Source organism: Halobacillus sp. HZG1 (assembly GCF_035818575.1).
Lineage (GTDB): Bacteria > Bacillota > Bacilli > Bacillales > Halobacillaceae > Halobacillus > Halobacillus litoralis.
The window spans coordinates 159,888-183,707 of sequence record NZ_JAYLVQ010000062.1 but is presented as its reverse complement, the minus strand read 5'-3'; the positions used below and the strand labels follow the sequence as shown (position 1 = coordinate 183,707).

Here is a 23,820-nt window from a genome sequence, read left to right as displayed (position 1 = left end):
CAAATCTCTTCTATAAAGAAGAAATGTTTTGACGTACTGGTTGGTTCGTTCAGTTTTCAAAGATCAAATGTTTTGTTTGCCGCTTCAAAACAGCGACTTAATTAATATATCATGTGTAGTTGTTTTCGTCAACAACTTTTTTATGATTTATTTTGTTAAGCCGTTGCGGCTTGCCGCTCTCTTAACGCGACAAGTAATAATATACCACGGCATTTTTAATCACGCAATAGTTTTCTTAAAAAAAGTTACATAATTTCATAGATTGTTTCTTCCATGTAAGATCCCCCGTCCATAGACTGCCGGCAAAGGTACCTGGAAGGAAAGTAACACAATAAGGAAAGTTCTAATCAAAAGGGTTTTTCCGCAAAATAAAAAGGCGAAGCATAAAACTCCCCCTTTTAAATAACCCAAAAATGAATAGCTGTTAAAGACAATACTCCAGGAACTCCCAGGATAGCTGATACGATTGCCGTAAAACCATTGATTGGCACATGCAGACCAAATTGGGCTCCGAACAGGTTCACAAAAAACAACAGAATGACAGCGACAATCAGTCTTGTCATAACCTGACCTACAGCCTTCAACGGTTTGGACGGCATACCTACAATCAGCAGTAATGGGATGGCTAGTCCTAAGAGAAGAATGACGAGTACCGGATCCATAAAAAACCCCCTTGTCCAAGAAACTGTTCTATCAACAGTCTATGCTCTTAGACAAGAGGGTAGTACATCTAATTAAGACAACGCATTGATTCCTCTGAATCTAGCTTCCCTTAATAGGTAGAAATACTTCGCTTTGACGACGGCTAAATCATTCAAGCCCTCGTCGCTCGGTTCGATGCTCTGTTCAATGATCGTGTTTAACGTTTCCCACTCCCGTTTCAACTCTTTAATATGAATGAGGAGTTCACGATCCATTTCTTTTTTTATTGTTTTTTTTCTGCCAAACAAACCTTCTCCCCCTCCCTAAAGTTCTCTACGTCCTTCAAGAGCTTTGGACAGGGTCACTTCGTCGGCATATTCAAGATCCCCTCCAACCGGAAGACCATGGGCAATTCTCGTCATACGGATACCGGAAGGTTTCACGAGACGGGAGATATACATCGCTGTCGCTTCCCCTTCAATATTCGGGTTCGTTGCGAGAATTAATTCTTCAATCCCTTCATCTTTCAACCGGTTGATCAGGCTTGCTACGTTAATATCTTCAGGGCCGATACCATCCATGGGCGAAATCGCCCCGTGGAGGACGTGATACTTTCCGCTGAATTCTTTCATTTTTTCCATTGCGATGACATCCTTCGGATCCTGAACGACACAAATCAACGCTTGGTCTCTCGATTCATCCTGACAAATCGAGCAGGGATCCTGGTCAGTGATGTGTCCACATATGGAACAATGGGTGAGTTCCCTTTTCGCATTGACCAGTGACTTGGCAAAATCGAGGACATCATCCTCTTCCATTTCTAAAACGAAAAAAGCCAGGCGAACAGCCGTCTTCGGTCCGATTCCTGGCAGTTTCGTAAAACTGTCGATCAGTTTTGATATAGGTTCCGGGTAATACATGAAAATTCCTCCTAGAACATTCCTCCAGGCATACCTTTCGTGAATTGTCCCATAGTATCATTCGTTTTATCATCTACTTGCTTCAATACGTCATTCGTAGCTGTAATGATCAAATCCTGCAACATTTCCACATCATCTGGATCAACCACTTCTTCATCAATTTCAACATCGGTGATTTCCTTCTTACCGTTGGCTATCACCTTCACCATACCGCCGCCTGCAGAAGATTCAAAGGTCATTTCATAAAGCTCTTCCTGAGCCTTCATCATTTTCTTCTGCATTTTTTGCATTTGCTTCATCATGTTATTCATGTTTCCTCCACCACGCATGGAGCATTCCTCCTTTAAATAGCTGTTAATCTTGAACTTCTATTAAATCATCTCCGACTAGTTTTCGGGCTTCTGAAACTAAGGGGTCTTCTTCTCCCGCTTGAGATGGAGCCGTTTCACTTTCTTCCCCTTCTACTCCAGACCCTCCGTCAGATGATTGTTTCTGTTTCCTGACGTATTCCTCCCTGATTTCCTGCCAGTTCTGTTCAGGAATCGGAATAATTGTCAGCGGCTTGCCAATGAATTCCGTCAGCAGTGGCTCAATGGTCTTCTGGTGTTCGGATGCCAAAGAACAATGGATATCATAACGGAAGGCAAGCACAAGCGCCTTCGCGGAGGCAGCCCTCGGCTTACTGTTCAAAAGCGTGGCATGAGCTGGAGCGTTTGTCCGCTTCAAAGCTTCCATAAAGTCCGCCCATCGCCCCTGAACATTTTTGATATCTTCCTTCGATGCTTCGTTCAACACTTGGCGAATACGTTCATAAGGAACATTATACCCTTTTTTCCCGGATTTTGCAGGGGCCCGCTTTTTCGGTGCCGCCTGTGGTTGTGGTGCTGCACTCACCCCTTTTTCTTTCAGGGTGGCAAGCTCCTTTTCAAGGCCTTCAATCTTTCTTGCCAGCTGATCTACGGCTTCTGATTGAACAGGTTTTCCCTGGGCAGGTCCTGCCTGAACTTCCACCATATTCAGCATAGCAATTTCGATGAATACCTTCGGGCTTGTCGTCCATTTCATTTCCTGCTGACAACGATTTAGTTCGCGGATTGCCTGCTGAATCCACACAGGAGACAATTCGCCTGATAAATTTCTGAAAGCTTCATCAGGAATTGCTCTTTCCAAATTATGTTCAAGGTCCGGCGCACTCTGGAATAAAAGCAGATCTCTCAAATAATAGATCAAATCGAAAACAAAGCGACCGGGATCTTTTCCTTCTTGAATCAAGTCATCCACCGCTTCAAGAGCTGCTCTTGCATCCTGGTTATGAAGGGACTGCAAAACTGCTGTGAGTTTGCTTTGAGAAACGGAACCCGTCACCGCAAGAACGTCTTCAATGGTTACTTCATCATCACTGTAGGAAATCGCCTGATCAAGAAGACTAAGCGCATCACGCATTCCACCTTCTGCTGTGAGCGCTACAATTTCCAGTGCTTCTCTTGCAATCGCGATGTCTTCAATCGAAGTGATTTTCTCCATCCGTTCAACCATTGCTTTTTGCGAGATCCGCTTAAAGTCGAATCTTTGACATCTGGATATAATCGTCAATGGAATTTTATGAGGCTCCGTCGTTGCCAATATGAATATGACGTGCTTCGGAGGTTCTTCCAATGTTTTCAATAAGGCGTTGAAAGCCCCCATAGAAAGCATGTGGACCTCATCAATGATGTACACCTTGTAAGGCACCGCACTGGGAGCATATTTTACCTTGTCCCGAATTTCCCTGATTTGCTCGACGCCGTTGTTCGAAGCGGCATCAATTTCGATGACATCGGATATCGATCCATCCTGAATACCCAGGCACGCATCACACTCGTTACACGGTTCCTTCACAGGGGAACGCTCGCAGTTGACGGCTTTGGCGAAAATTTTGGCAGCACTCGTTTTCCCCGTCCCTCTCGGTCCAGAGAATAAATACGCATGCGAAAATTTATTCTGCTCAATCGCATTCTGCAGTGTCCGTGTAATATGCGTTTGTCCGACGACTCCTTCAAAATTTCGCGGGCGCCATACGCGATATAAAGCCTGATAGCTCATAAAACCGTTCTCCCTTAATAGTCTCCTCCTCATTATACCTGATTCAAGGTTGTGATGTGAACCTTCGAAAACCGGTATAAAAAAAGAGCTGCTATGAAAGGATCATAGCAGCTCTTTGAGCTTACTTATGTAATGCCGTGCACCCATCTTCGATGATGTGGCCCTAAGCGTTACTTATGGTTGTGGCTCGACCCAGGCACTCCCACGGCACACGGGAGAGACAGCTTACTGCTGCTTCCTTCCGGACCTGACAGGATTCACTGTTTCCCGTTGCGCAGGACCTGGGTGTCAACACCACTCACATAAGGCAGACCTTAAGGCCGCACCACCTCGGATGGGGATTCGGCCTCGCTATAGCGGATTGCGAGTACAGGGCACCGCTACCTCCCCGCTTAGCACGGCATTAACAAGTATAGCGAGTTTTCGAGAAAAATGCAATGATAAAACACTGTTAATTATTAGTCGACGGCTTATTTTTCTTACGCTCACGCAGGTTGCGGAAAAAATCCGTCAATATTTTTCCGCATGCCTCTTCCATAACCCCAGGCAAAACTTCTGATTTATGATTGAAACGCTCATCATCCAAAAGATTAAGCAGCGTACCTGCACAACCTGCTTTCGGGTCCTTGGCACCATAAACGACCCTTGGAATCCTCGATTGTAAAATAGCACCCGCGCACATTGGACAAGGCTCTAAAGTGACATACAACGTACAATCCTCAAGCCTCCAGCTGCCTACTTGCTGGTTTGCCTTTTCAATCGCTATAAATTCAGCGTGAGACGAAGCCAGTTGGGAGGTTTCTCTCTGATTGTATCCTTTGGCGATCACTTCCCCATCTTTTACGATGACAGCACCAATCGGAACTTCCCCTTCCAACTCTGCTTTTTCTGCTTCTTTTAAAGCAAGTTTCATATAATGTTCATCGTCAATCATGATGTTCCTCCTGTGATTTTCAAGAATAATTCCGTTTTCCTCTCTCATACATTATTAAAGATGAGAAAGGAGCGAATCCATATGCAAATCCACGTCGTTCAAGAAGGAGATTCGGTATTCTCCATTGCCGGTCTTTACGATAGTACGCCAAATGCCATTATCGAAGCAAATGAACTGGAGACCCCGGGTGACCTTGTCATCGGTCAGGCTCTCGTCATACCGATTGTCGGCCAATTTTATTTTGTCCAGCAGGGGGACAGCTTATATTCCATTGCCCAAAAGTTCAATACCAACGCTGAAAAGCTGGCCCAGGTAAATGGCCTTCAAGTCGGCGCCCCTCTTTCTGTTGGCTTACGCCTCTATATTCCAGATGAGCCGCCAAGACCGATTACAGCCAATGCTTATATAGAGCCCTATGGCGGGGAAGTCTCCGACACGCTTCGTGCTTCTGCTGAAAACAGGGCAGGATCACTGACCTATCTGGCTCCATTCAGTTATGAAATTCAGGAAGACGCTTCGCTAAAAGCACCGCCTCTTGATAATTTCAAAGAGATTGCTCAACAGAATGATACGGCTCTTATGATGGTTGTTACAAACCTTTCGGAAGATGGATTCAGTGCTGAATTAGGCAGGAAGATTCTTTCCGATGAAGCGTTGCAGGATAAATTGCTCGACAACATTATTCAAACGACCAAGCAAGTAGGTTTTAAAGACGTCCACTTTGATATGGAATTTCTCCCTCCTGAAATGAAAGAGAACTACAACCAGTTTTTGAGAAAAGCAAAACAGCGGTTGGCGGCGGAAGGATTGCTCATTTCCACTGCCCTTGCTCCTAAAACGAGTGCCGATCAAAAAGGAGCCTGGTACGAGGCCCATGACTACAAAGCCCACGGAGAAATTGTAGATTTCGTGGTTTTAATGACTTATGAATGGGGATACAGCGGTGGTCCCCCACGTGCCGTATCTCCAATCGGTCCGGTCACGGAAGTGGTGGACTATGCATTGTCGGAAATGCCGGCGGAAAAAATCCTTCTCGGTCAAAATTTATATGGATATGATTGGACCCTTCCTTACGAGCCAGGTGGAGAGTTTGCTAAGGCCATTAGTCCCCAGCAGGCCATCCAAATTGCGAGAGAAAACAACGTACCGATTTCCTATGATCAGGAGGAACAGGCCCCTTACTTCACCTATACCGATAACGCCGGAAAGAAACACGAAGTATGGTTTGAAGATGCCCGCTCCATCCAACGGAAATTCGACTTAATCAAAAATCGCGGTCTTCTTGGAATCAGCTACTGGAAACTGGGGCTTTCCTTCCCTCAAAACTGGGTGCTGCTCGATGGACAATTCAGTATTGATAAGAAATAAAAGATCCTTTTGCCTGTAGGTACACCAGGTAAACTATAAAACAGTCGCTTACCGTTGAGATGTAAGTGACTATTCTTTTTTTACAAAAGTAACCACGTGCGTTTTTATCTCTGTGTCGTGAAACGCTTGAGACAGACCTTTTTCTTTAATCTCTATTTTTGACACGGGACGGTAAGGAATTTCTATACTGAATGGCTTCTCAAATGGAAAAGGATCAACGGAAACATTTTCATCATCGATCCAATGGGCAGCCATACCAGCGGGGGCGAAATCAAAAGATTGTCTGAAACCGCCTTTGAACCATGAAACTTCCTCTTCTTTTGGTGTACCAGCTTCCTGCATGCATACGTAAAGTGACAAATCATCACAAAATTGCAACCGGCGAAAATGAAGGTCATAGATATCATAGGGAATGTCCATTTCCATTGCTTCGAACAGATCCTGCTGGCGTGTTTTTTCTTCAGCTAAAAACGTCTGTACAGCGGAATCATTGTCATCCTTGGAAAAGAAGGACGCATAGTGCATACTGCAGAGCATACCCGCATACAAAGAGCGGTCGGCCACCTCTTTAATCCCACGCTGATAAGCCTGCAATTTTCTCTCTAACGGATAATCGACGAATGTATAAGGACGTTGCTTTTCTTCATTCCACTCTGGTTGATCATCCAGCGGAATCCAGGCTCTGTCATGCTGGGCAATTGCCCAATCCGCTTCTTCTCTCAATTTTGAGCGTAATAAAAAATTGTTCTTCCAATGAGCGACGATCTGAGCTGATATCTTGGCGTGCTCATGCTGAGGAATCATGTGAAACTGGTTTTCTTTTTCAATGACAATCATCGTGTGGTCCTCCTCCTTGTATACGTATGCGTGTATGTAATATAGAACGATCTATAGTCTTCCCTTCATTATATAGGAAGTTTCTTCTCCTCTCTACAATAGCACGTTACAAAATGATCACTGTTTTGGTAATCCTTACTCAACAATGAGGCCGGGTTGTGGAAGACTCAGTTTCGATACTTTTGTGAGAGTTTAGGGCTCCGGGGTTCTCGAAATCCCTCTACCAGTAACCTGCCGAGTTTGTAATAAATCCTTTTTCACGTACGTTGTTATAGATTCGTGTTAACCATAGATCCTGCGCTAATAAGGTGTGAGAACAGGGTCTGGGAACGTCCGCATGAAAAGCGAATGGGGACAAGAATGTGTATGTTTTTCTACTGACTGTTCCAATGCACTGCAAATCGTCATCTCCCTGACCCCGTATCCACGGCCAGGTATGGTCATTCAATATTGCTTAAAAGAAGAAAAAGGCCATGGGGAGAAGGTTCCCTCATGGCCTGTCTGTTTATTTATTTCAAGAGTTTTAATGCTTCACGGTTGAAGGCTGGAATGTCATCGGGCTGGCGACTTGTGACCAGCTGGTCCTGACAAACGACAACTTCTTTATCCTGATAATTAACTCCTGCATATTCCATGTCAACGGAAATGGATTTGAATCCGGTCGCCGTGCGCCCTTCAAGAGTTTTAGCTGTGATCAACAGTTGAGGGCCATGGCAGATGGCGAAGACCGGTTTCTTTTCATCCATGAAATGCTTCGCGAAAGAAACGAATTTCTCATCTCCGCGCAGGATATCGGGTGAAAAGCCACCTGGGATGAACAATGCATCAAAGTCTTCAGGTTTTACATCGTCGATGGATGTATCAATTTTAACGGAAGCTTCCCCTTGTTTACCTTCCACTTCTTTGCCCGCTTCCCATTCAATGGTGGTCACTTCATGACCTTCATTTGAGAACGCCTCTGCCGGTTGTGTATATTCTACATCTTCAAACATGGACGTCATCACACAAGCAATCTTACTCATATCTACATCATCTCCTTGAATGTATGGGTTGAATTTGAACACATAAGCTATCTTCCCCTGTGAGATGATTTTAAACCTTATTTCCACTTAATGGTTATTGAAAGTCCTTCATGGAAAACTGTTGGAAAGTTGTATCCGACTGGTTTCGATACACTTCACGGCCTGCAATCGTGTTGATGATATGAACATTCCGATGCACGGATAACCCTAAATTGGTAGCGCCTGCTCCGTGTGAGTGGACAAGGTTGGTCAACGTAAAGAAATGATGACTACGACCATCGTTGAAGATCAGCTGATAATTGCGCGATACTTTATACATTCCTTCTTCTTCCCATTCAATTTTTTCGTTGAAACGCTTCTTGAACCAGTCAGGGAAATGAGGTTTATACCCGGTGGCCAGCACAACTTTTTCCGTTGAATACGTGTATTCAACTTCTTCCTGCCACTGTTTACAGTGAAGATAGTATCCATTCTCTTTCGCCTCAATTCCGGTAATTTCCGTCATTGGTTGAATGAGAACACGACTATCCTCCATCCCGGCTGTGCGATGATAGAGCTTCGAATATAACCTCGTGAGTGTATCCGGATCAATTCCTTTTCGAAGCGGCCCAAGCGTATCGAGGGCGTCTTTCCGTTGTTGGAGGCTCAAGGCATGAAAGTAATCGACGAATTCCGGTGTGAACATTTCCTGCGCAAACTTAGCCGTATCCAATTGAAAAAGCCCTCCGGATCTAGTGAAGAGACTCAGTTTCATATCCGACTGTCTGTCTTGCTCTTCTAATAAATCCAGAAAAACTTCCAAAGCACTCTGCCCCGAGCCGACGATGGTCACATGTTTCGCTTTCAATAAATGATCTTTTTCAAAAAGATAGCGACTCGTATGCATTACGTCTTCGTTCGGTAACCGGTCCATCCCGTCTAAGATTAATGGTTCACTTCCTGTCCCCATGACAATGTGCCTGGCTTGATAATACCTTTCTTCCCCGGTGGCCGTTTCTTTTACTACCACTTCATAGTGGGGGAGATCCGCATCCTTATGGTCGATAACGTCAACGACAGTATGGCCGAAAAGCAGGCCATCCAACTGCTTGGCCACCCACTGCATGTAATGGTTGTATTCTTGACGCGGAATTTCAAAATGACGATGGAAGAAGAAAGGGAACATGCGGTCATGTTCATGCAAATAATTCATAAAGGTATAAGGGCTTTTCGGATCCGCGAACGAGACAAGGTCTGCTAAAAAAGGAACCTGAAGATCCATCGTTTCAATCAGCATTCCTGGGTGCCAGACAAACTCAGGAGTCTTGTCGAAGAAGACAGCATCCAAATCATCGGTCTGGTCGATCAATGCGGCCATCCCTAAGTTATAAGGACCGATTCCGATCCCGATGACATCATATATTTCTTTTTCCATTCCATCACTTCCTTGTACCTTCAATTTTCCCTATGAGGACGTGTTTGATTCTTTCCACAGCCGGTCCAGTACTATGACAAGCACCGTCCCAACCAATAATCCATTACTCAGTAAATTTTGCAATATCGCCGGAACACCGCTGAAGGCTTCGGGCGGCAGGAACATCAGTCCTATACCCAGTAAAAAGGACAGTCCTAGAATAGTCAGTCTCCGTTCATCAAGCTTTTCACTCGTCATGTTGGAAATGCCAAGTCCCATCAACTGGACAAAAGTTGCGAGCAAAGCTGCGTTAGCTACCGGTGCCGGAATACCAGAAATAAACGCCACTACCGGTGGGAAGAACGAAAACACGACTAATAATAGAGAAGCATATAAAAACGGACGTTTCCTTTTCTGCCCGGTCAATTGCATGAACCCAGACGATGAAGCAAGCGAAACGTTAGCCACGGCAGAAAACACGGCTGTAATTCCATGGTTCACCCCCAGGAAACTGCTTCCTTTGTTGACCTGATCATATGTATACTGTGGTTTTCCATAAATGGTATGACTTACCGCAATAATGGAAGCCACTAGATTGGACAATAAAATCACAGCGGTAATAAACCCTAAAGGGAGCGTGCCCCATGTCAGCTGAGGGGGTCCCCAAGCAAAAATTTCAGGTAAGGAAAAAGCTGAGGTTCCTCCTGCTTCAGTGGCAGACCCATTAAAAGTCATGGCATACAATACCCATCCGAAACCAATTCCAATCAAAACAGCGAAACTTTTCAACCAACCTTTTCCCATTACCGATAGTCCAATTACGAGGGCAAGCGTAACAAAGGCGACAAGTGCCTGTTTTCCATCCACCGCTTCTGTCGATTTTTCAATGCCTAACATTCCCTGAAGAAACGTCCCACTCAATTGGACGGTCAGTAAAAATAAAAAAGCACCCGTAACAAGTGGGGTGAACACAAAAAGCACCCGGTGCGACAAACGGAAAATACCAAATAGGGATAGGAAGATCCCTGTCCATATCATCGTCCCCTGGAGGATTTGTAATGTTTCCATATAGCTGTCGCCTGACTGGGATCCACTGTAGGCCATGACCGCAAATATGCTGATCCATAGGCCTGCAGGTCCTTCCATAATAGGGAGACGATGTCCAAAAACGCCTTGTAGGAAGGAGGCAACCCCGACGACAAAGAATGTCCGTTGCATCAAACCTGCCACTTCATTGAAATTCAATACGAAAATAGAACCGATAACAATGGGGAGAGCAACTGCGCTCGCCAACAGAAATACAAACCATTGAACGGTCTCTAAAGAGCCGTCCAAAAATCGTGTCGTTCCTTCTTCTTTCATTTTGCCACCTGCAATCTATGTAATATCTCCCCATATGTTACCACAGGACGAATGAAAATTTTGTTCTCATGCTTACCCGTTTCACGTGAAACACCCTTACGAATGAGTCAACAAAAATGAAAAGCACAACCCTAATACGGGCTGTGCTTTCATCAATTACTCTTCGAGTGTAGAGGTATCCCCAGTCGGTAAACCAAGCTCCCAAGACTTCAGAAGACGTCTCATGATTTTACCACTACGGGTTTTAGGAATCGTGTCCTTGATTTCAATTTCTCTTGGAGCAGCGTGAGCGCTCAATCCCTTTTTAACGAATTGACGGATATCTTCAAGCAGTTCATCGGATTCTTCATGCCCTTCCCTGAGGGTAATGAATGCTTTAATGATCTCTCCTCGTTCAGGGTCCGGTTTACCGATGACTCCTGCTTCTGCTACCGCTTCATGTTCAATCAATTTACTCTCCACTTCAAATGGTCCAACACGTTCACCAGATGTGTTGATGACATCATCAAGACGTCCCTGGAACCAGAAATAACCGTCTTCATCCTGGTAAGCACTATCACCAGAAACATACCAGCCATTTAAGAAATAACTTTCATATTTCCCGGGGTTCTTCCATACCGCACGCATCATGGACGGCCATCCCTGTTTAATCGCAAGGTTCCCCATTTGATTAGCAGGGAGTTCATTCCCTTCATTATCGACAATAGCCGCTTCGATGCCAGGGAAAGGTTTACCCATTGATCCCGGACGCATATCCATCGCAGGATAGTTACAAATCAACATGCCGCCTGTTTCCGTCATCCACCATGTATCGTGGATACGCAAATCAAAGGCTGAAAGTCCCCATGTTACGACTTCAGGATTCAACGGCTCTCCTACACTTAATACGTGACGAAGTGAAGATAAGTCATGCTTTTTCGCAACTCCCTCTCCAGCGCTCAACAGTTTACGGAAAGCAGTCGGAGCGGAATACCAGACCGACACATTTTTCTCGGCAATCGTGCCATACCAGTCATCCGGACTAAATCGTCCTCCACGGATAACGTTCGTTACCCCGTTTAACCACGGAGCAAAGATGCCGTAACTTGTACCTGTCACCCAGCCTGGGTCTGCGGTGCACCAGTACACATCATCTTCTTTAAGATCCAGCACCCATTTACCTGTCTGGTAATGTTGAAGCATGGCATTATGGACGTGATAAACTCCTTTAGGCTTGCCGGTTGAACCAGATGTATAATGAAGAAGCATTCCGTCTTCAAGATCCACCCACTCGATTTCAAATTCATCCGAAGCCTTCTCCATTTCTTCATCATAAGAAATGTAGTTGCCTGGTGCATCGCCACCAACAAGTACGACCTGCTTCAAGTTCGGAAGGTCATCTGCAGGTACACGCTCAAGCAGTTCCGGTGTCGTAATGAGCATCGTTGCTTCACTATCTTCCAGGCGATCTCGTACGGCTTGTTCCATGAATGCCTCAAAAAGCGGGCCCGCAATTGCTCCTACCTTAAGAATACCAAGGAAGGCTGCATAAAACTCAGGGCTTCTTGGCATGAAGAGAAAGACACGGTCGCCTTTTTCTATATTATGTTTTTTCAGTACATTCGCGAATTGATTACTTTTCAATTTCAAATCCTCAAAAGTAAGGGTCTCTTCTCTATCCGGTGCAGAGTAGATCAGAGCTGCCTGATCTTTCTTATCAGGATTTTCTGCATGGCGATCGACAACTTCATAGGCAATGTTTACTTTGCCTGTCTCGTTCCATGAGAACTGCTCTTTCACTTCTTCCCACTGGAAATTCTCATACGCTTCTTTGTAGTTTTCCATGTTGTGATTGCCTGATCGAGCTGGAATTGGTTTCATGTCCATATTCATCATCACCTCATAAGAATGTTTTGTAAACGTTTTCCTTTTGTGGCTGAAGAAAGCTCTGATCCTTTCAGAGCCACGAACTGTATACTTTTCTGAAAATTTTATGAATTACTTCTATTGTAGGGGATTTTTTCTCATATTTAAAGTGTTATCTCCAAAGATTTACAGAATTAGGACAAGGGAACGAGGTAAATTGACAGCATTCCCCTCTGTTTATATAATGAAACGAGCATAAAAGCTTCTTAGTAGAGGTTTCTTAGCCAACCCCTCTATAAAAAACTAAGGACCACGTCTTATGATAAGCCGCAGCCCTTAGCCGCTGCGGCTTTTTTATTTAAATTACATTCACAAAGGAGCATGCCTCATGCCAGGACGCAACGACCAAGACCTTGATTTATCACTCCTTGGTAACCAAGGAAATTCCTACTCTTTCGAGTATGACCCGGAAGTCCTTGAAACGTTTGATAACCAACATCCGAACCGTGACTATTTCGTAAAATTCAACTGTCCAGAGTTTACTACCCTTTGCCCGAAGACGCGCCAACCTGATTTCGCAACCATCTATATCAGCTACATTCCAGACGTGAAAATGGTCGAGAGTAAGTCACTCAAACTCTATCTTTTCAGCTTCCGTAATCACGGAGATTTCCATGAGGATAGTGTGAATACAATCATGAATGACCTGATTGACTTAATGGACCCTCGATATATTGAAGTTTGGGGTAAATTCACCCCTCGTGGCGGGATTTCCATTGATCCATTCTGCAATTATGGAAAACCCGGCACGAAATTTGAGCAAATGGCGGACCACCGCCTGATGAATCACGACCTTTACCCTGAAAAAATCGATAACCGATAAAAAAAGAGCTGCGACAAAAATCGCAGCTCTTTTTCTTCTTATTTTTTATCATCTTTATATTGCATATAAACGACTTGTGTCACAAGGAAATCTTCCATTCCGTGTTTGCCGTCCGCTCCACCAAGTCCTGATTTTTTCATTCCTGCATGATAGCCCTGGACGGCTTCGAAGTTCTCGCGATTGACGAATGTTTCACCGAACTTCAGTTCATTCACGACACGCATCGCTTCATTCATGTCTTCAGTATAAACAGATGAGGATAATCCGTAATCTGTATCATTTCCTTTTTCAATCGCTTCATCTAAGGTTTTGAACGTTGTCACAGGGATCACAGGACCGAAAATCTCTTCCTGGATAATCTGCATATCATGGTTTACGTTTGTGAGAATCGTAGGTTTATAAAAATAACCTTTGTCTAAGTCGCCTCGTTCTCCTCCAATTTCAACCTTCGCCCCTGCTTCAATCGCTTCTTTCACCATGCTTTCCACTTCTTCAAGACGGTCTTTACTTACAAGCGGACCGACATCCGCTTCCTTATTTTCACGAGGGTCTCCCATCGTCACCGACTCAAATTTATGACGTAATTTAGCTAGAAGCTCATCCGCCACACTTTCATGCACATAGACACGTTCAGCATTCGTACAGGCTTGTCCATTGTTAGCGAGACGGGAAGTCGTTATGCTCTCAGCTGCAACATCAAGGTCCGCATTAGCGGTAACGATAGCGGGCGCTTTACCACCAAGTTCCAAATTCACCTTCGTAATATTTTGCGCTGCTGCTTCCATTACTTTCGTACCTGCAGGCACACTTCCTGTCATGGTTACCATGTGGACGTTCGGATGAGAGGCCAGTCTATTTCCAATTTCTGAACCTGTACCGGTTACCACGTTATACACACCTTTTGGAATTTCATCCATGGAATCGATGATTTTTGTAAATTCCATGGCTGTATTCGGTGTTTGCTGACTTGGTTTTAATACTAATGTATTGCCTGTCACCAGTGACGTCGCTACTTTTCGGGCCAAAATGAATACGGGGAAGTTCCAAGGTACGATTCCAGCCACCACACCGATTGGCTTTTTATAGATAAAGATATTCTCATTCTTACGATCACTTGGTACAATTTCGCCTTCGATTCTACGTGCCCACTCAGACATGTACCGGAAATAATCAATGGCAAGGTCGACTTCTCCACTGGCAAGCTCATAGTCTTTCCCTTGCTCTTCTTGTAATAAATCAATGAAAGTAGCACGGTTTTCTTCTATACGATCTCCGAGTTTCCTGACGATTTTTCCGCGTTCAATATTGGGCGTAAGCTCCCAGCCTTTTTGAGCTTCAAACGCTGCTTTCACCGCTCGATCCACATCGTCCTCGGTGCCTTTTGGTATTTGGGAAATGACCTCTTCAGTCGCTGGATTTAGGACATCAATCCATTCTGAACCGTTTGATTCTGTATAATCTCCATTAATGTAAAGTTTATGTTGCTGCATGAAAAATGACCTCCTGTTGGTATTTACCATTTAAATTCCCCGTGTGATTCAAAATAAACAAACCAGTATTCAACAATATGGCAGGTTTCTTGAAGACTCAGTTTCGAGACTTATGCTGAGTGGATGGGGGCTGCCAGAATTTAAGGCTTGATTTAAAGCGTTTTATGCCTACTTAGGATATAGGAATAAGAGACACTCACGCTCGGTATAGGGGTTCATTCCACTTCTCCAAAAATGGGGTGGTTGGGAAGCTGCGAGACTCCCGTGGGAGAAGGAGGTAGGCGAGATCCCGAAGGACGCAGTCCGAGGAAGCTCGGCGCTCCCCCACAGGAATGCGATTTGCTTCCCAGCCATCCCTAAGGCTTAACCAGGCAACAAACCCTGGAAACATCTCGAAACTGAGTCTCCCACTAAGGGGCCCTTATCTGCAATTGCTAAGTGTTCTTTTGGACACAAAAAAAGCCCTGTGGGGACAGGGCTTTACCATTCGAGGATGAAACCTTTGATCTTCTTACCATCCCCTGACTCTGATTGCTGCTCAGCTTCAAAATAAGGGTCCTCTTCCTTGAAATGATAAGAGATCGTATCAGGCTGGAGATAAAGCTTGTACTCTAAATCCGTCACCTTCGGAAGAGAAATGTCGGCAACTGTTGTCTGGTCGCCCTCTTCATCAATAAGAAGAATATCAATGTGATCATACCCGTTTGCAATTAAGTGTTCTTTTAAATCCATAAACGACTCCTCCGTCCAATTATTCTAGTCCCATGATACCCTTTTCCAAACTTCGAGAAACGTTTAATTTTATGTAACAGCGGGAAAAGATTCCCGCTTTCTTTATTTATTAGTATCCATAACCGTATCCACGGCCACCCATATAAGATGCACCGATGATGATCAAAAGGATGAACAAAACAACCAATAGCGCGAAACCGCCACCGTATCCTCCGCTCATTCCATTCCCCCCTCTCTTACTTACTTTACTACCTTATTCAGAAGGGATGAAGAAGGCAGGGCATGAGCGGAATTTAATCTTTTTTCTTCTTTTCATTCACACCTTCAGAAAGAGAAGACACGCTTAAGGGAAAGGAAGGCAAAGTACAGGGCCTGGACGAAAAAAGCCAATCCCCACAAAGGCGCGGGAATGAATTTTGTCGCTCTTGCCAAGTTTGCTGCGTCACCAGCTTGTCCTGGAGAAATAAAGCTGATCCACATCACTTCAAAAGCACTGGTTACAGACTCAACGAGAACGAGGGAAGCAAGAAACAATAACACATATTGAACCACCTGTTCATGACCGGTTCTCAGCAGCCATACAAACCCAGCTCCAAAGGTAAGGATCCAGAATAGACCATACACATTCCTTACCCAGAAAAGCAGATTGATGGCAAGGAACGCCATTAAAATATAAATCATCCAATTAAAATGCCCACGACTGACGAGGAAAAAGAAGACGAAGGCAAAGAAAGAAGCAAATACATACCCGGCCATGCTCGTTAATACTTGCCCGATCCATGAGTTATGCCCGGTCAAAGCAAAACCGGATGTATTCGGTAAAAGGGAAATTCTCCTTACTTCTCCCCCTGTAAGCAGCGCCATCAGGGAATGACCGCTCTCATGAATCATGGTGTTCAGAATAGCGAAGTACTTACCAACGACCGGCAGTTGTGTGAGCAGTAAAGCAAGAATAAGAGCTGAAAGAACTTGTAATTTCATATAACGCACTCCTTTCTTCGTGATCTTTTAATCGCTTTCTACTTACATATGACGTATCTTAAGAATAGAATCAATGGTAACAAAGGGGAATAGACATGCGAAAGTTAACATGGATAGGGAGTTCGATCATCGTACTATTTTTATGCAGTTGTGCCGCTCCATCAGAATCGAGTGAAACGAACATAAAAATTGCGGCTGCTTCAAGTTTAAAAGATGTCATGGAAGAGCTGACTCCTCTTTTTGAGGAGCAATACAATATAGAAATCGAAACCATATATGGAGGCTCAGGTAAACTGGCAAGACAAATCGAACAAGGAGCTCCTGTCGACGTATTCCTGTCTGCGGATCTTCGTTGGATCGAACTTCTTAAGAAAGAGAGCCTTGTCGAAAAAGATACATACATAGAGTTTGCTACCAACCAGATCGTTCTTATTGGTCACGATTCCACGAGTCATTTGAATACCATTCAAGAGCTGGAACTGACAAAAAATGAACAGCTTGCTGTCGGCAATCCAGAAAGCGTGCCTGCTGGTACTTATACGAAGCAAGCGTTGGAAAGGATTCAACTTTGGAGGGGATTAGAGGATCAGATGATTTTCGGAAGCGATGTTAGACAAGTCCTTGCTTATGTCGAATCCGGGCAAGTGGACTATGGTTTTGTCTATGCCAGTGATGCCCTGATTTCAGATCAGGTAAGAACCCTTACAAAAGTAGACCCTACACTCCACGATTCGATCGTCTATGCTGGCATCATTCTTTCAAAAAGCCGGACTAAGAAATCTGGAGAGCAATTTCTATCCTTCTTAAAGAGTGATCAAGCGACAGAAATTTACAAATCTTATGGATTCAATCCTAAGGAGGTGGAAAGATAGAACAATGAACGTCGAACCTCTTTTATTGTCTCTAAAGGTAGCGGCAATCGCTACTTTCATCGTATTTATTATCGGAACGATCAGCGCAAGAGTCATTTCTCGGAAATTATTTCCCGGGAAAAGTATTATAGAATCGATCCTTTTACTCCCTCTTGTCCTTCCTCCGACGGTCATAGGATTTGGCCTGCTTTATTTATTCGGCAAAAACGGCTGGATGGGACAATGGCTCATGGACTGGTTCGGTATTCAGGTGGTTTTTTCCTGGACAGGAGCAGTCATTGCGTCTGCCGTCGTCTCCTTTCCCCTTATGTATCAAAGTGCATCAGCGGCTTTTCAAAATTATGAACAAAACCTGGAGAATGCGGCTTTGACGATGGGGGCTTCGAAATTGAAAGTATTCTTCACCATATCGCTTCCTTTAGCATGGCCCGGATTGCTCGCTGGCTTAGTCATGACTTTTGCTCGTTCCCTCGGTGAGTTCGGAGCTACATTAATGATTGCAGGCTATATCCCTGGTGAAACAGACACCATTCCACTCGCCATCTATTTTGCTGTCGAATCCGGTCGAATGGAAGAAGCTCTCATGTGGGTGATTGTCATACTCTGTCTCGGTTTCAGTGCGGTATTATGGCTCAACACATGGAGCCGGAGGAAAATTATATTTGTAAGGAAAACATAAAAAAAGCTGAAGCTCCAATCAGCTTCAGCCAGCGCCCCCGGCAGGATTCGAACCTGCGGCACACGGTTTAGGAAACCGATGCTCTATCCCCTGAGCTACGGGGGCGTATGAACGTACGTGTAATATTATACAAAACAAACCAAAGATTGAAAAGGAAATGCACTTTAAAAATATTGCTCGGATGTTACTTCCAACGTATGTATATGATAAAATATTATTTGTCTGTCTAAAAGTATCGTATTTTGTAAGTGAGTGATGAGCACTCACGTTTTTGAATTGAGTTTGAAGGAGGAAAAGAGATGGGAGATTTACCTTTCATATCCGTTGAAGGGCCCATTGGGGTTGGGAAAACGTCTCTGTCTAAAAAGCTCGCCTCCCAGTTTGATTTTCATTTGCTGAAGGAAATCGTTGAGGAGAACCCGTTTTTAGGCAAGTTTTACGACAATATTGAAGAATGGAGCTTCCAAACGGAGATGTTCTTCTTGTGCAATCGTTTCAAGCAGCTCGAAGACATCGATCGCAAATTTTTGCAGTCGGGGAAGCCGGTGGTCGCCGATTACCATATATCGAAGAATATGATTTTCGCACGCCGCACGTTAAGAGAAGATCAATTTGACAAGTATGCACAGATTTTTGATATATTGACACACGATATGCCTAAACCGAATATGGTCGTCTATTTACATGCGAGTTTAGATACACTGCTCGAACGCATCCGCATGCGTAACCGTGATGTAGAGGCAAATATTCAACCCTCATATCTTGAACAACTCTCTCAAGACTACGAAGACTTCATGAGACATTTTGAGGCGACTCATCCCGAGATTCCTGTGATTCGTTTGAACGGGGATCATATAGACTTCGTAAAACATCAAGACGATTTGAATTATATTGTTGATCAAGTAGAGCAGCATTTAAATAAAGGAGAAGTTATCAAATGAATGCACGTGAACGCTATGGAATTCCACACGACAGCGTCATAACGATTGCAGGAACGGTCGGTGTTGGTAAGTCAACGATGACCAATGCTCTCGCTGATGCCCTCAACTTCCGTACCTCTTTTGAAAAAGTCGACACAAATCCTTATCTCGACAAATTCTATCAGGATTTTGAACGCTGGAGCTTCCATTTACAGATTTACTTTCTAGCGGAACGCTTCAAGGAACAAAAGAAGATTTTTGAATATGGCGGTGGTTTTATCCAGGACCGCTCCATCTATGAAGATACCGGCATTTTTGCCCGGATGCACTATGAAAAAGGGACGATGTCTGCAACCGATTATGAAACGTACCGAAACCTGTTTGATGCGATGGTGATGACACCATACTTCCCTCATCCCGATCTTTTAATATATTTGGAAGGGTCGTTCGATGATGTCGTTTCCCGAATCAAAGAACGTGGACGTCCAATGGAACAAGAAACTCCTATTGAATATTGGGAAGAGATGTTTACGCGTTATGACAATTGGATTGATAATTTCAACTCCTGCCCTGTCCTGCGCCTCAATATTGCCGACTATGATGTATTGAATGATAAAACAAGCATCGAACCTGTCCTTGAAAAAATCGGCCACTTCATCCAACAATCTCGTAAATGGCGCTCCAGCCATTTATTGACGTAAGCATAAAGATGAAACACCTGACGTCATTCAACGTCAGGTGTTTTTTTTCTATAATCTTCAATCATCATCCGGTGACTACCAACCATCTTCTCAGGCAAATCATGAAACTCGAAAAACTTCACCTGTACCGTTTCTGCAGGATCAAAAGCATAGTCCCCACTAAAATGTCTAGTGAAATAAGCTGTTGTCACAACGTAAAACTCATCTCCATTAGGAGCTCGGCTGAATTGATCTTCCCCAGAGTAAACATTCAATAACTGCAGATCTTTGACCTTTAATCCAGTCTCTTCGAATGCTTCACGTTTGGCGACTTGTTCCGTGCTCTCTCCAAGCTCCATCAAACCTCCCGGCAGTCCCCATACACCTTGAGGGGATGTTCGTTCCTGCAGTAAAATACGTCCTTTTTCATCCAGAATCATTACCACAGAGCCAACTAAAATAATGGGCCGATGACCGATAATTGCCCGTAAGTCCTCGACGTAACCCATAGCCTTCCTCCTCTCTCCATTATTCTATTATAACAAGAGAAAAGGACCCCTTTGAATAAAAGGAGTCCTTCTCGTAGATTAGCGTTCCATCGTATGCAACAGTTTTGTTAAGATGACAGCGCCCCCTACCATCACTGCACCAATCCATGGTGTATGAACAAGACCAATCGTATCAACGATGACCCCACCGACGGAGGATCCGATAGCAATACCGACGTTGAAAGCGGCAATATTCAAAGCAGAAGCTACATTAACCGCAGATGGAACATACTTCTCAGCTAATTGAACGACCAAGATCTGCAAAGCAGGGACGTTCATGAAAGCAAACAGTCCCATGAAAAACAATACAACTAAACTCAACACTTTAAATGGAATGACGAAAGCCAACAGGAGCAATACGATTGCCTGCAGTACAAACATCCAAAACAACGCTTTGATCGGATTTTTATTGGAAACTTTTCCACCAATCGTATTTCCGATCGCAACCGCAACTCCATAAATGAGCAGAATCACGCTGACAAACTTCGGATCGAAACCTGTCACTTCTTCCAGTAAAGGAGCAAGGTATGTGAAGGCCACAAACGTTCCGCCATATCCTAATCCTGTAATGACGAAAGAGAGCAGAATTCTTTTTTCAGTTAGTATTTTTAATTGGTCACGAAAGCTTGCAGGTGTTGCTTCTTCCAGGTTTTTCGGAACAAGCAAAGCACTTGCGATGATGCCGATTACGCCGAGCAAAGCTACACCGGCAAATGTCGCCCGCCAACCAAAAGTTTGTCCAATGAATGTTCCTAAAGGCACGCCTGTCACCGTCGCAACCGTCAATCCTGTAAACATAAAGGCAATGGCACTTGCCCGCTTATGCTCAGGGACTAAACTGGCAGCAATAGTCGATCCAATAGAGAAGAATATACCGTGAGAAAAAGCAGTGATGATTCTTGCAATTAATAGCAAGGTGAAGCTTGTCGAAACCGAAGCCACTAAATTACCAAGAATGAAAACAACCATCAGAGCCAGCAATAAACTTTTCCGGCTCAACTTATTGGTAAGAGCCGTCAAAACAGGTGCCCCCACAGCAACACCGACAGCATAACCGGAGATCAATACTCCCGCAAGTGTAATGGATATAGAAAGGTCATCGGCCATTGTGGATAATAAACCTACAGGTACAAATTCTGTCGTTCCTATACCGAACGCACTAATAGCAAGGGCCAACAAAGCAAACGGAAAACTTTTCGACTTATGATCAAGAGAATTTTCGTTGATATTCTCTGCGTGTGAACTCATCATTTTCCTCCTCATATATAAATAAGAATCATATCTGAAACCCATGTATCCAGGGCGCCTCTGGATGACAAACCTTATTATGAGGGCTGATCGAATACTTGAGAAGTACGCACTTCTGTGTGCTATAGGCACCTGTAAGTAACAATTGTATAGAATAGAGGGGTGTGAGGGTGTTCAGGCAAAATGTTTTTAACTTATGTTTCTTTCGTGTATAGTGAATTATCGGTTATACATGCTAAAAAGAAACATAGGAGCTCTAGAGGAGGTCAATCTCATGCCGAAATATAATATACCGGTGGAAGCAGCTCTGGAAGTCATCGGAGGCAAGTGGAAGGTCGTCATTCTGTGCCACTTAATAGAAAATAAACGACGGACAAGTGAGCTTAAACGATTAATGCCAGGAATCACACAAAAAATGTTGACCCAGCAGCTGAGGGAATTGGAAAGCGATGGAGTCATTACACGAATCGTTTATAATCAGGTACCCCCTAAAGTGGAGTATGAACTAACGGAATACGGCTGGACATTAAAAGGGGCATTGGACATGCTGTGTGCCTGGGGTGAGCAGCATATTGAAAAGACCTATCCCAATAAAGAAGAGGTATTATTGGATTCTTAATAAGATATAAAAATAGCCCTCACCGGTTATCCCGGTGAGGGCTTTACTCTTTATTCATTCAAGGAAAGCAAAATAAAAAATCGTTACGCGAAGTAACGATTTCTGTTCTATAAATCTCCAATATTTATGCGCTATTGTTGATAATAATATGGCGGAGGAGGAGGGATTCGAACCCCCGCGGGGCGTAAACCCCCTGGCGGTTTTCAAGACCGCTCCCTTCAGCCGGACTTGGGTACTCCTCCGTGTGACCGACAATAAATATAATATCATGGTTGTCCGTATCCGTCAACAAAACCCTGCAACTTTTTTAAAAAAGAGTTTGTTGTCGAACCATAACGAAAAATTGTCACTTCGTTATTATACAAATTCACTTCCTCAGAGTCAACAGCCCTCCGCGATCTCTGCTTTCAAATACGAATTCAATGAAATACGCCTGGAACCACAAAGGATCCAGGCGTATGTTCTGTTGACGCTCGATGTATTTGAGTTAGTTGATGACTTCTTTTCCACCCATGTATGGACGAAGAACCTCCGGGACGATGACGGTTCCATCTTCCTGCTGATAATTTTCAAGAATCGCTGCAACGGTACGACCGATGGCAAGACCAGAACCATTCAACGTGTGGACGAATTCAGGCTTACCCTTTTCTTCTCTACGGAAACGGATGCCTGCACGACGTGCCTGGAAATCTTCGAAGTTAGAGCAAGAGCTGATTTCACGATAAGTCTCCTGGCTTGGGATCCACACTTCGATGTCATACTTCTTCGCTGCTGTAAAGCCAAGGTCCCCCGTACACATGCTCATCACACGATAAGGAAGTTTCAACAGCTGAAGGACTTTTTCAGCATGACCTGTCAGTTCTTCCAAAACATCATAAGAATCTTCCGGCTTTGCCAGCTGGACAAGCTCCACTTTATTGAATTGGTGCTGACGAATCAATCCTCTTGTATCACGGCCGGCAGACCCTGCTTCGGAACGGAAATTCGTGCTGAAAGCTACAAATTTTTGTGGAAGGTCTTCAACAGATAGTATTTCTTCTCGATAGAAGTTTGTGACGGGAACCTCAGCTGTTGGTACAAGGAAGTAATCCCAGTCTTCAATTTTAAACGCGTCTTCTTCAAATTTAGGTAATTGCCCTGTACCTGTCATCGCTGTGCGATTGACCATTTGTGGTGGGAGCATTTCCTGATACCCGTGTTCATCCGCATGCAGATCCATCATGAAATTGAGCAATGCACGCTCTAAACGGGCACCAAGTCCTTTATAGAATACGAAACGGCTTCCGGTAACCTTTGATGCTCTTTCAAAATCAAGGATACCTAAATCTGTCGCTACATCCCAGTGAGGTTTAGCTTCGAAGTCAAATGTCGGGATCTCTCCTGCTTTGCGTGCTTCGATATTGTCTTCTTCATCGCCTCCGACGGGTACACTTTCATGAGGGATGTTCGGGATGGATAAGAGAAGCGTTTCAAGTTTCTCTTCCACATCTTTAAGCTCTGTATCCAGAGTTTTAATACGATCCCCGACTTCGCGCATTTCTTTGATTTTATCGTCCGCATCTTCCTTCGCTTTTTTCAGCTGGGAAATTTCTTTGGATACTTCATTCCGCTTGGCCTTCAGTTCTTCTGTTTCCTGAATCAGCTCACGGCGTTTGCTGTCCAAATCGCCGAAAGCATCCAAGTCAGAGAGGTCTTCTCCACGATTTTGCAGCTTCCCTTTTACTTCTTCAAAGTTCTGACGTAAGTATTTCATGTCCAACATG

Annotated in this window: 25 protein-coding genes, 2 tRNA genes and 1 other RNA gene; 7 read left to right on the top strand and 21 right to left on the bottom strand. The window is 44.2% G+C overall.

The window, feature by feature from the left end; genetic code table 11:
- Positions 1-398 precede the first annotated feature (398 nt).
- The 7 genes from VKA52_RS11630 to tadA form a co-directional block, all read right to left on the bottom strand.
- Entirely contained in the window at positions 399-662 is a 264-nt protein-coding gene (locus VKA52_RS11630) for a pro-sigmaK processing inhibitor BofA family protein (protein WP_160910443.1), read from the bottom strand.
- A gap of 72 nt (positions 663-734) precedes the next feature.
- The gene (locus VKA52_RS11625) at positions 735-950 is read right to left on the bottom strand and encodes a YaaL family protein (RefSeq protein WP_160910444.1); all 216 of its coding nucleotides are present in this window, start codon (positions 948-950) and stop codon (positions 735-737) included.
- A 15-nt stretch (positions 951-965) separates the two neighbouring features.
- A complete protein-coding gene (recR, locus tag VKA52_RS11620) occupies positions 966-1,562 on the bottom strand; it encodes a recombination mediator RecR (protein ID WP_160910445.1) in 597 nt (198 codons plus the stop codon).
- 11 nt (positions 1,563-1,573) lie between these two features.
- A complete protein-coding gene (locus VKA52_RS11615; RefSeq protein WP_160910446.1) occupies positions 1,574-1,891 on the bottom strand; it encodes a YbaB/EbfC family nucleoid-associated protein in 318 nt (105 codons plus the stop codon).
- Positions 1,892-1,916: 25 nt separating this feature from the next.
- On the bottom strand, positions 1,917-3,644 hold the full coding sequence (gene dnaX, locus VKA52_RS11610; RefSeq protein ID WP_160910447.1) for a DNA polymerase III subunit gamma/tau: 1,728 nt from the start codon (positions 3,642-3,644) through the stop codon (positions 1,917-1,919).
- Between the two features lie 135 nt (positions 3,645-3,779).
- Positions 3,780-4,045, bottom strand: an RNA gene (gene ffs, locus VKA52_RS11605) — signal recognition particle sRNA large type.
- A 50-nt stretch (positions 4,046-4,095) separates the two neighbouring features.
- Positions 4,096-4,578 carry a tRNA adenosine(34) deaminase TadA gene (gene tadA / locus VKA52_RS11600; protein WP_326315762.1) on the bottom strand — a complete coding sequence of 161 codons (483 nt, stop codon included), beginning with the start codon at positions 4,576-4,578 and terminating at the stop codon, positions 4,096-4,098.
- 81 nt (positions 4,579-4,659) lie between these two features.
- Here tadA and VKA52_RS11595 point away from each other — a divergent pair, with 81 nt between their 5' ends.
- Complete coding sequence (locus VKA52_RS11595; RefSeq protein ID WP_326315761.1) at positions 4,660-5,946, top strand: glycoside hydrolase family 18 protein; 1,287 nt, start codon at positions 4,660-4,662, stop codon at positions 5,944-5,946.
- 69 nt (positions 5,947-6,015) lie between these two features.
- Here VKA52_RS11595 and VKA52_RS11590 read toward each other — a convergent pair whose 3' ends face one another.
- The 5 genes from VKA52_RS11590 to acsA all read right to left on the bottom strand — a co-directional run bounded on the left by VKA52_RS11590 (position 6,016) and on the right by acsA (position 12,426).
- Positions 6,016-6,783 (bottom strand): DUF3891 family protein, encoded by a 768-nt coding sequence (locus VKA52_RS11590; RefSeq protein WP_326315760.1) that lies wholly within the window; start codon positions 6,781-6,783, stop codon positions 6,016-6,018.
- A gap of 509 nt (positions 6,784-7,292) precedes the next feature.
- Complete coding sequence (locus tag VKA52_RS11585) at positions 7,293-7,805, bottom strand: type 1 glutamine amidotransferase domain-containing protein (protein ID WP_206946316.1); 513 nt, start codon at positions 7,803-7,805, stop codon at positions 7,293-7,295.
- A 94-nt stretch (positions 7,806-7,899) separates the two neighbouring features.
- On the bottom strand, positions 7,900-9,219 hold the full coding sequence (locus VKA52_RS11580; protein WP_326315759.1) for a lysine N(6)-hydroxylase/L-ornithine N(5)-oxygenase family protein: 1,320 nt from the start codon (positions 9,217-9,219) through the stop codon (positions 7,900-7,902).
- Between the two features lie 30 nt (positions 9,220-9,249).
- Positions 9,250-10,560: a purine/pyrimidine permease gene (locus VKA52_RS11575; protein ID WP_326315758.1), complete on the bottom strand. Its 1,311-nt coding sequence runs from the start codon at positions 10,558-10,560 to the stop codon at positions 9,250-9,252.
- Positions 10,561-10,716: 156 nt separating this feature from the next.
- Positions 10,717-12,426, bottom strand: coding sequence for an acetate--CoA ligase (acsA, locus tag VKA52_RS11570; RefSeq protein ID WP_326315757.1), 1,710 nt, complete (start codon positions 12,424-12,426; stop codon positions 10,717-10,719).
- A 367-nt stretch (positions 12,427-12,793) separates the two neighbouring features.
- Here acsA and queF point away from each other — a divergent pair, with 367 nt between their 5' ends.
- Positions 12,794-13,288 carry a preQ(1) synthase gene (gene queF, locus VKA52_RS11565; protein WP_160910455.1) on the top strand — a complete coding sequence of 165 codons (495 nt, stop codon included), beginning with the start codon at positions 12,794-12,796 and terminating at the stop codon, positions 13,286-13,288.
- 38 nt (positions 13,289-13,326) lie between these two features.
- Here the strand turns inward: queF and aldA are convergent, their stop codons facing one another.
- The 4 genes from aldA to VKA52_RS11545 form a co-directional block, all read right to left on the bottom strand.
- Positions 13,327-14,778: an aldehyde dehydrogenase gene (gene aldA / locus VKA52_RS11560; protein WP_326315756.1), complete on the bottom strand. Its 1,452-nt coding sequence runs from the start codon at positions 14,776-14,778 to the stop codon at positions 13,327-13,329.
- A gap of 480 nt (positions 14,779-15,258) precedes the next feature.
- Entirely contained in the window at positions 15,259-15,510 is a 252-nt protein-coding gene (locus VKA52_RS11555) for a hypothetical protein (RefSeq protein ID WP_160910457.1), read from the bottom strand.
- 109 nt (positions 15,511-15,619) lie between these two features.
- Positions 15,620-15,730, bottom strand: coding sequence for a YjcZ family sporulation protein (locus tag VKA52_RS11550; RefSeq protein WP_089650761.1), 111 nt, complete (start codon positions 15,728-15,730; stop codon positions 15,620-15,622).
- 104 nt (positions 15,731-15,834) lie between these two features.
- On the bottom strand, positions 15,835-16,491 hold the full coding sequence (locus VKA52_RS11545) for a M50 family metallopeptidase (protein ID WP_160910458.1): 657 nt from the start codon (positions 16,489-16,491) through the stop codon (positions 15,835-15,837).
- 95 nt (positions 16,492-16,586) lie between these two features.
- On the opposite strand from VKA52_RS11545, the gene modA reads away from it, so the two are divergent.
- Both modA and modB read left to right on the top strand, forming a co-directional pair.
- Complete coding sequence (gene modA, locus VKA52_RS11540; protein WP_326315755.1) at positions 16,587-17,363, top strand: molybdate ABC transporter substrate-binding protein; 777 nt, start codon at positions 16,587-16,589, stop codon at positions 17,361-17,363.
- Between the two features lie 4 nt (positions 17,364-17,367).
- On the top strand, positions 17,368-18,042 hold the full coding sequence (gene modB / locus VKA52_RS11535; protein WP_160910460.1) for a molybdate ABC transporter permease subunit: 675 nt from the start codon (positions 17,368-17,370) through the stop codon (positions 18,040-18,042).
- A gap of 32 nt (positions 18,043-18,074) precedes the next feature.
- On the opposite strand, the gene VKA52_RS11530 is transcribed toward modB, so the two are convergent.
- A tRNA-Arg gene (locus VKA52_RS11530) sits at positions 18,075-18,147 on the bottom strand.
- Positions 18,148-18,341: 194 nt separating this feature from the next.
- Between VKA52_RS11530 and VKA52_RS11525 the strand changes: the two genes are divergently transcribed.
- Both VKA52_RS11525 and VKA52_RS11520 read left to right on the top strand, forming a co-directional pair.
- Complete coding sequence (locus VKA52_RS11525) at positions 18,342-18,983, top strand: deoxynucleoside kinase (protein WP_160910467.1); 642 nt, start codon at positions 18,342-18,344, stop codon at positions 18,981-18,983.
- Positions 18,980-19,663, top strand: a complete 684-nt coding sequence (locus VKA52_RS11520; protein ID WP_160910468.1) for a deoxynucleoside kinase — start codon at positions 18,980-18,982, stop codon at positions 19,661-19,663. The genes VKA52_RS11525 and VKA52_RS11520 overlap by 4 nt, the downstream gene beginning before the upstream one ends.
- Before the next feature lie 23 nt (positions 19,664-19,686).
- Here the strand turns inward: VKA52_RS11520 and VKA52_RS11515 are convergent, their stop codons facing one another.
- Positions 19,687-20,151, bottom strand: coding sequence for an NUDIX hydrolase (locus VKA52_RS11515; RefSeq protein ID WP_160910469.1), 465 nt, complete (start codon positions 20,149-20,151; stop codon positions 19,687-19,689).
- Between the two features lie 78 nt (positions 20,152-20,229).
- Positions 20,230-21,453 (bottom strand): MFS transporter, encoded by a 1,224-nt coding sequence (locus VKA52_RS11510; RefSeq protein ID WP_442788847.1) that lies wholly within the window; start codon positions 21,451-21,453, stop codon positions 20,230-20,232.
- A gap of 259 nt (positions 21,454-21,712) precedes the next feature.
- Here VKA52_RS11510 and VKA52_RS11505 point away from each other — a divergent pair, with 259 nt between their 5' ends.
- Positions 21,713-22,057 carry a winged helix-turn-helix transcriptional regulator gene (locus VKA52_RS11505; protein WP_160910471.1) on the top strand — a complete coding sequence of 115 codons (345 nt, stop codon included), beginning with the start codon at positions 21,713-21,715 and terminating at the stop codon, positions 22,055-22,057.
- 149 nt (positions 22,058-22,206) lie between these two features.
- Here the strand turns inward: VKA52_RS11505 and VKA52_RS11500 are convergent.
- Both VKA52_RS11500 and serS read right to left on the bottom strand, forming a co-directional pair.
- Positions 22,207-22,299: transfer RNA gene (locus tag VKA52_RS11500), tRNA-Ser, on the bottom strand.
- A 245-nt stretch (positions 22,300-22,544) separates the two neighbouring features.
- The gene (gene serS, locus VKA52_RS11495; protein ID WP_326315753.1) at positions 22,545-23,819 is read right to left on the bottom strand and encodes a serine--tRNA ligase; all 1,275 of its coding nucleotides are present in this window, start codon (positions 23,817-23,819) and stop codon (positions 22,545-22,547) included.
- Between the last annotated feature and the right edge of the window lies 1 nt (position 23,820).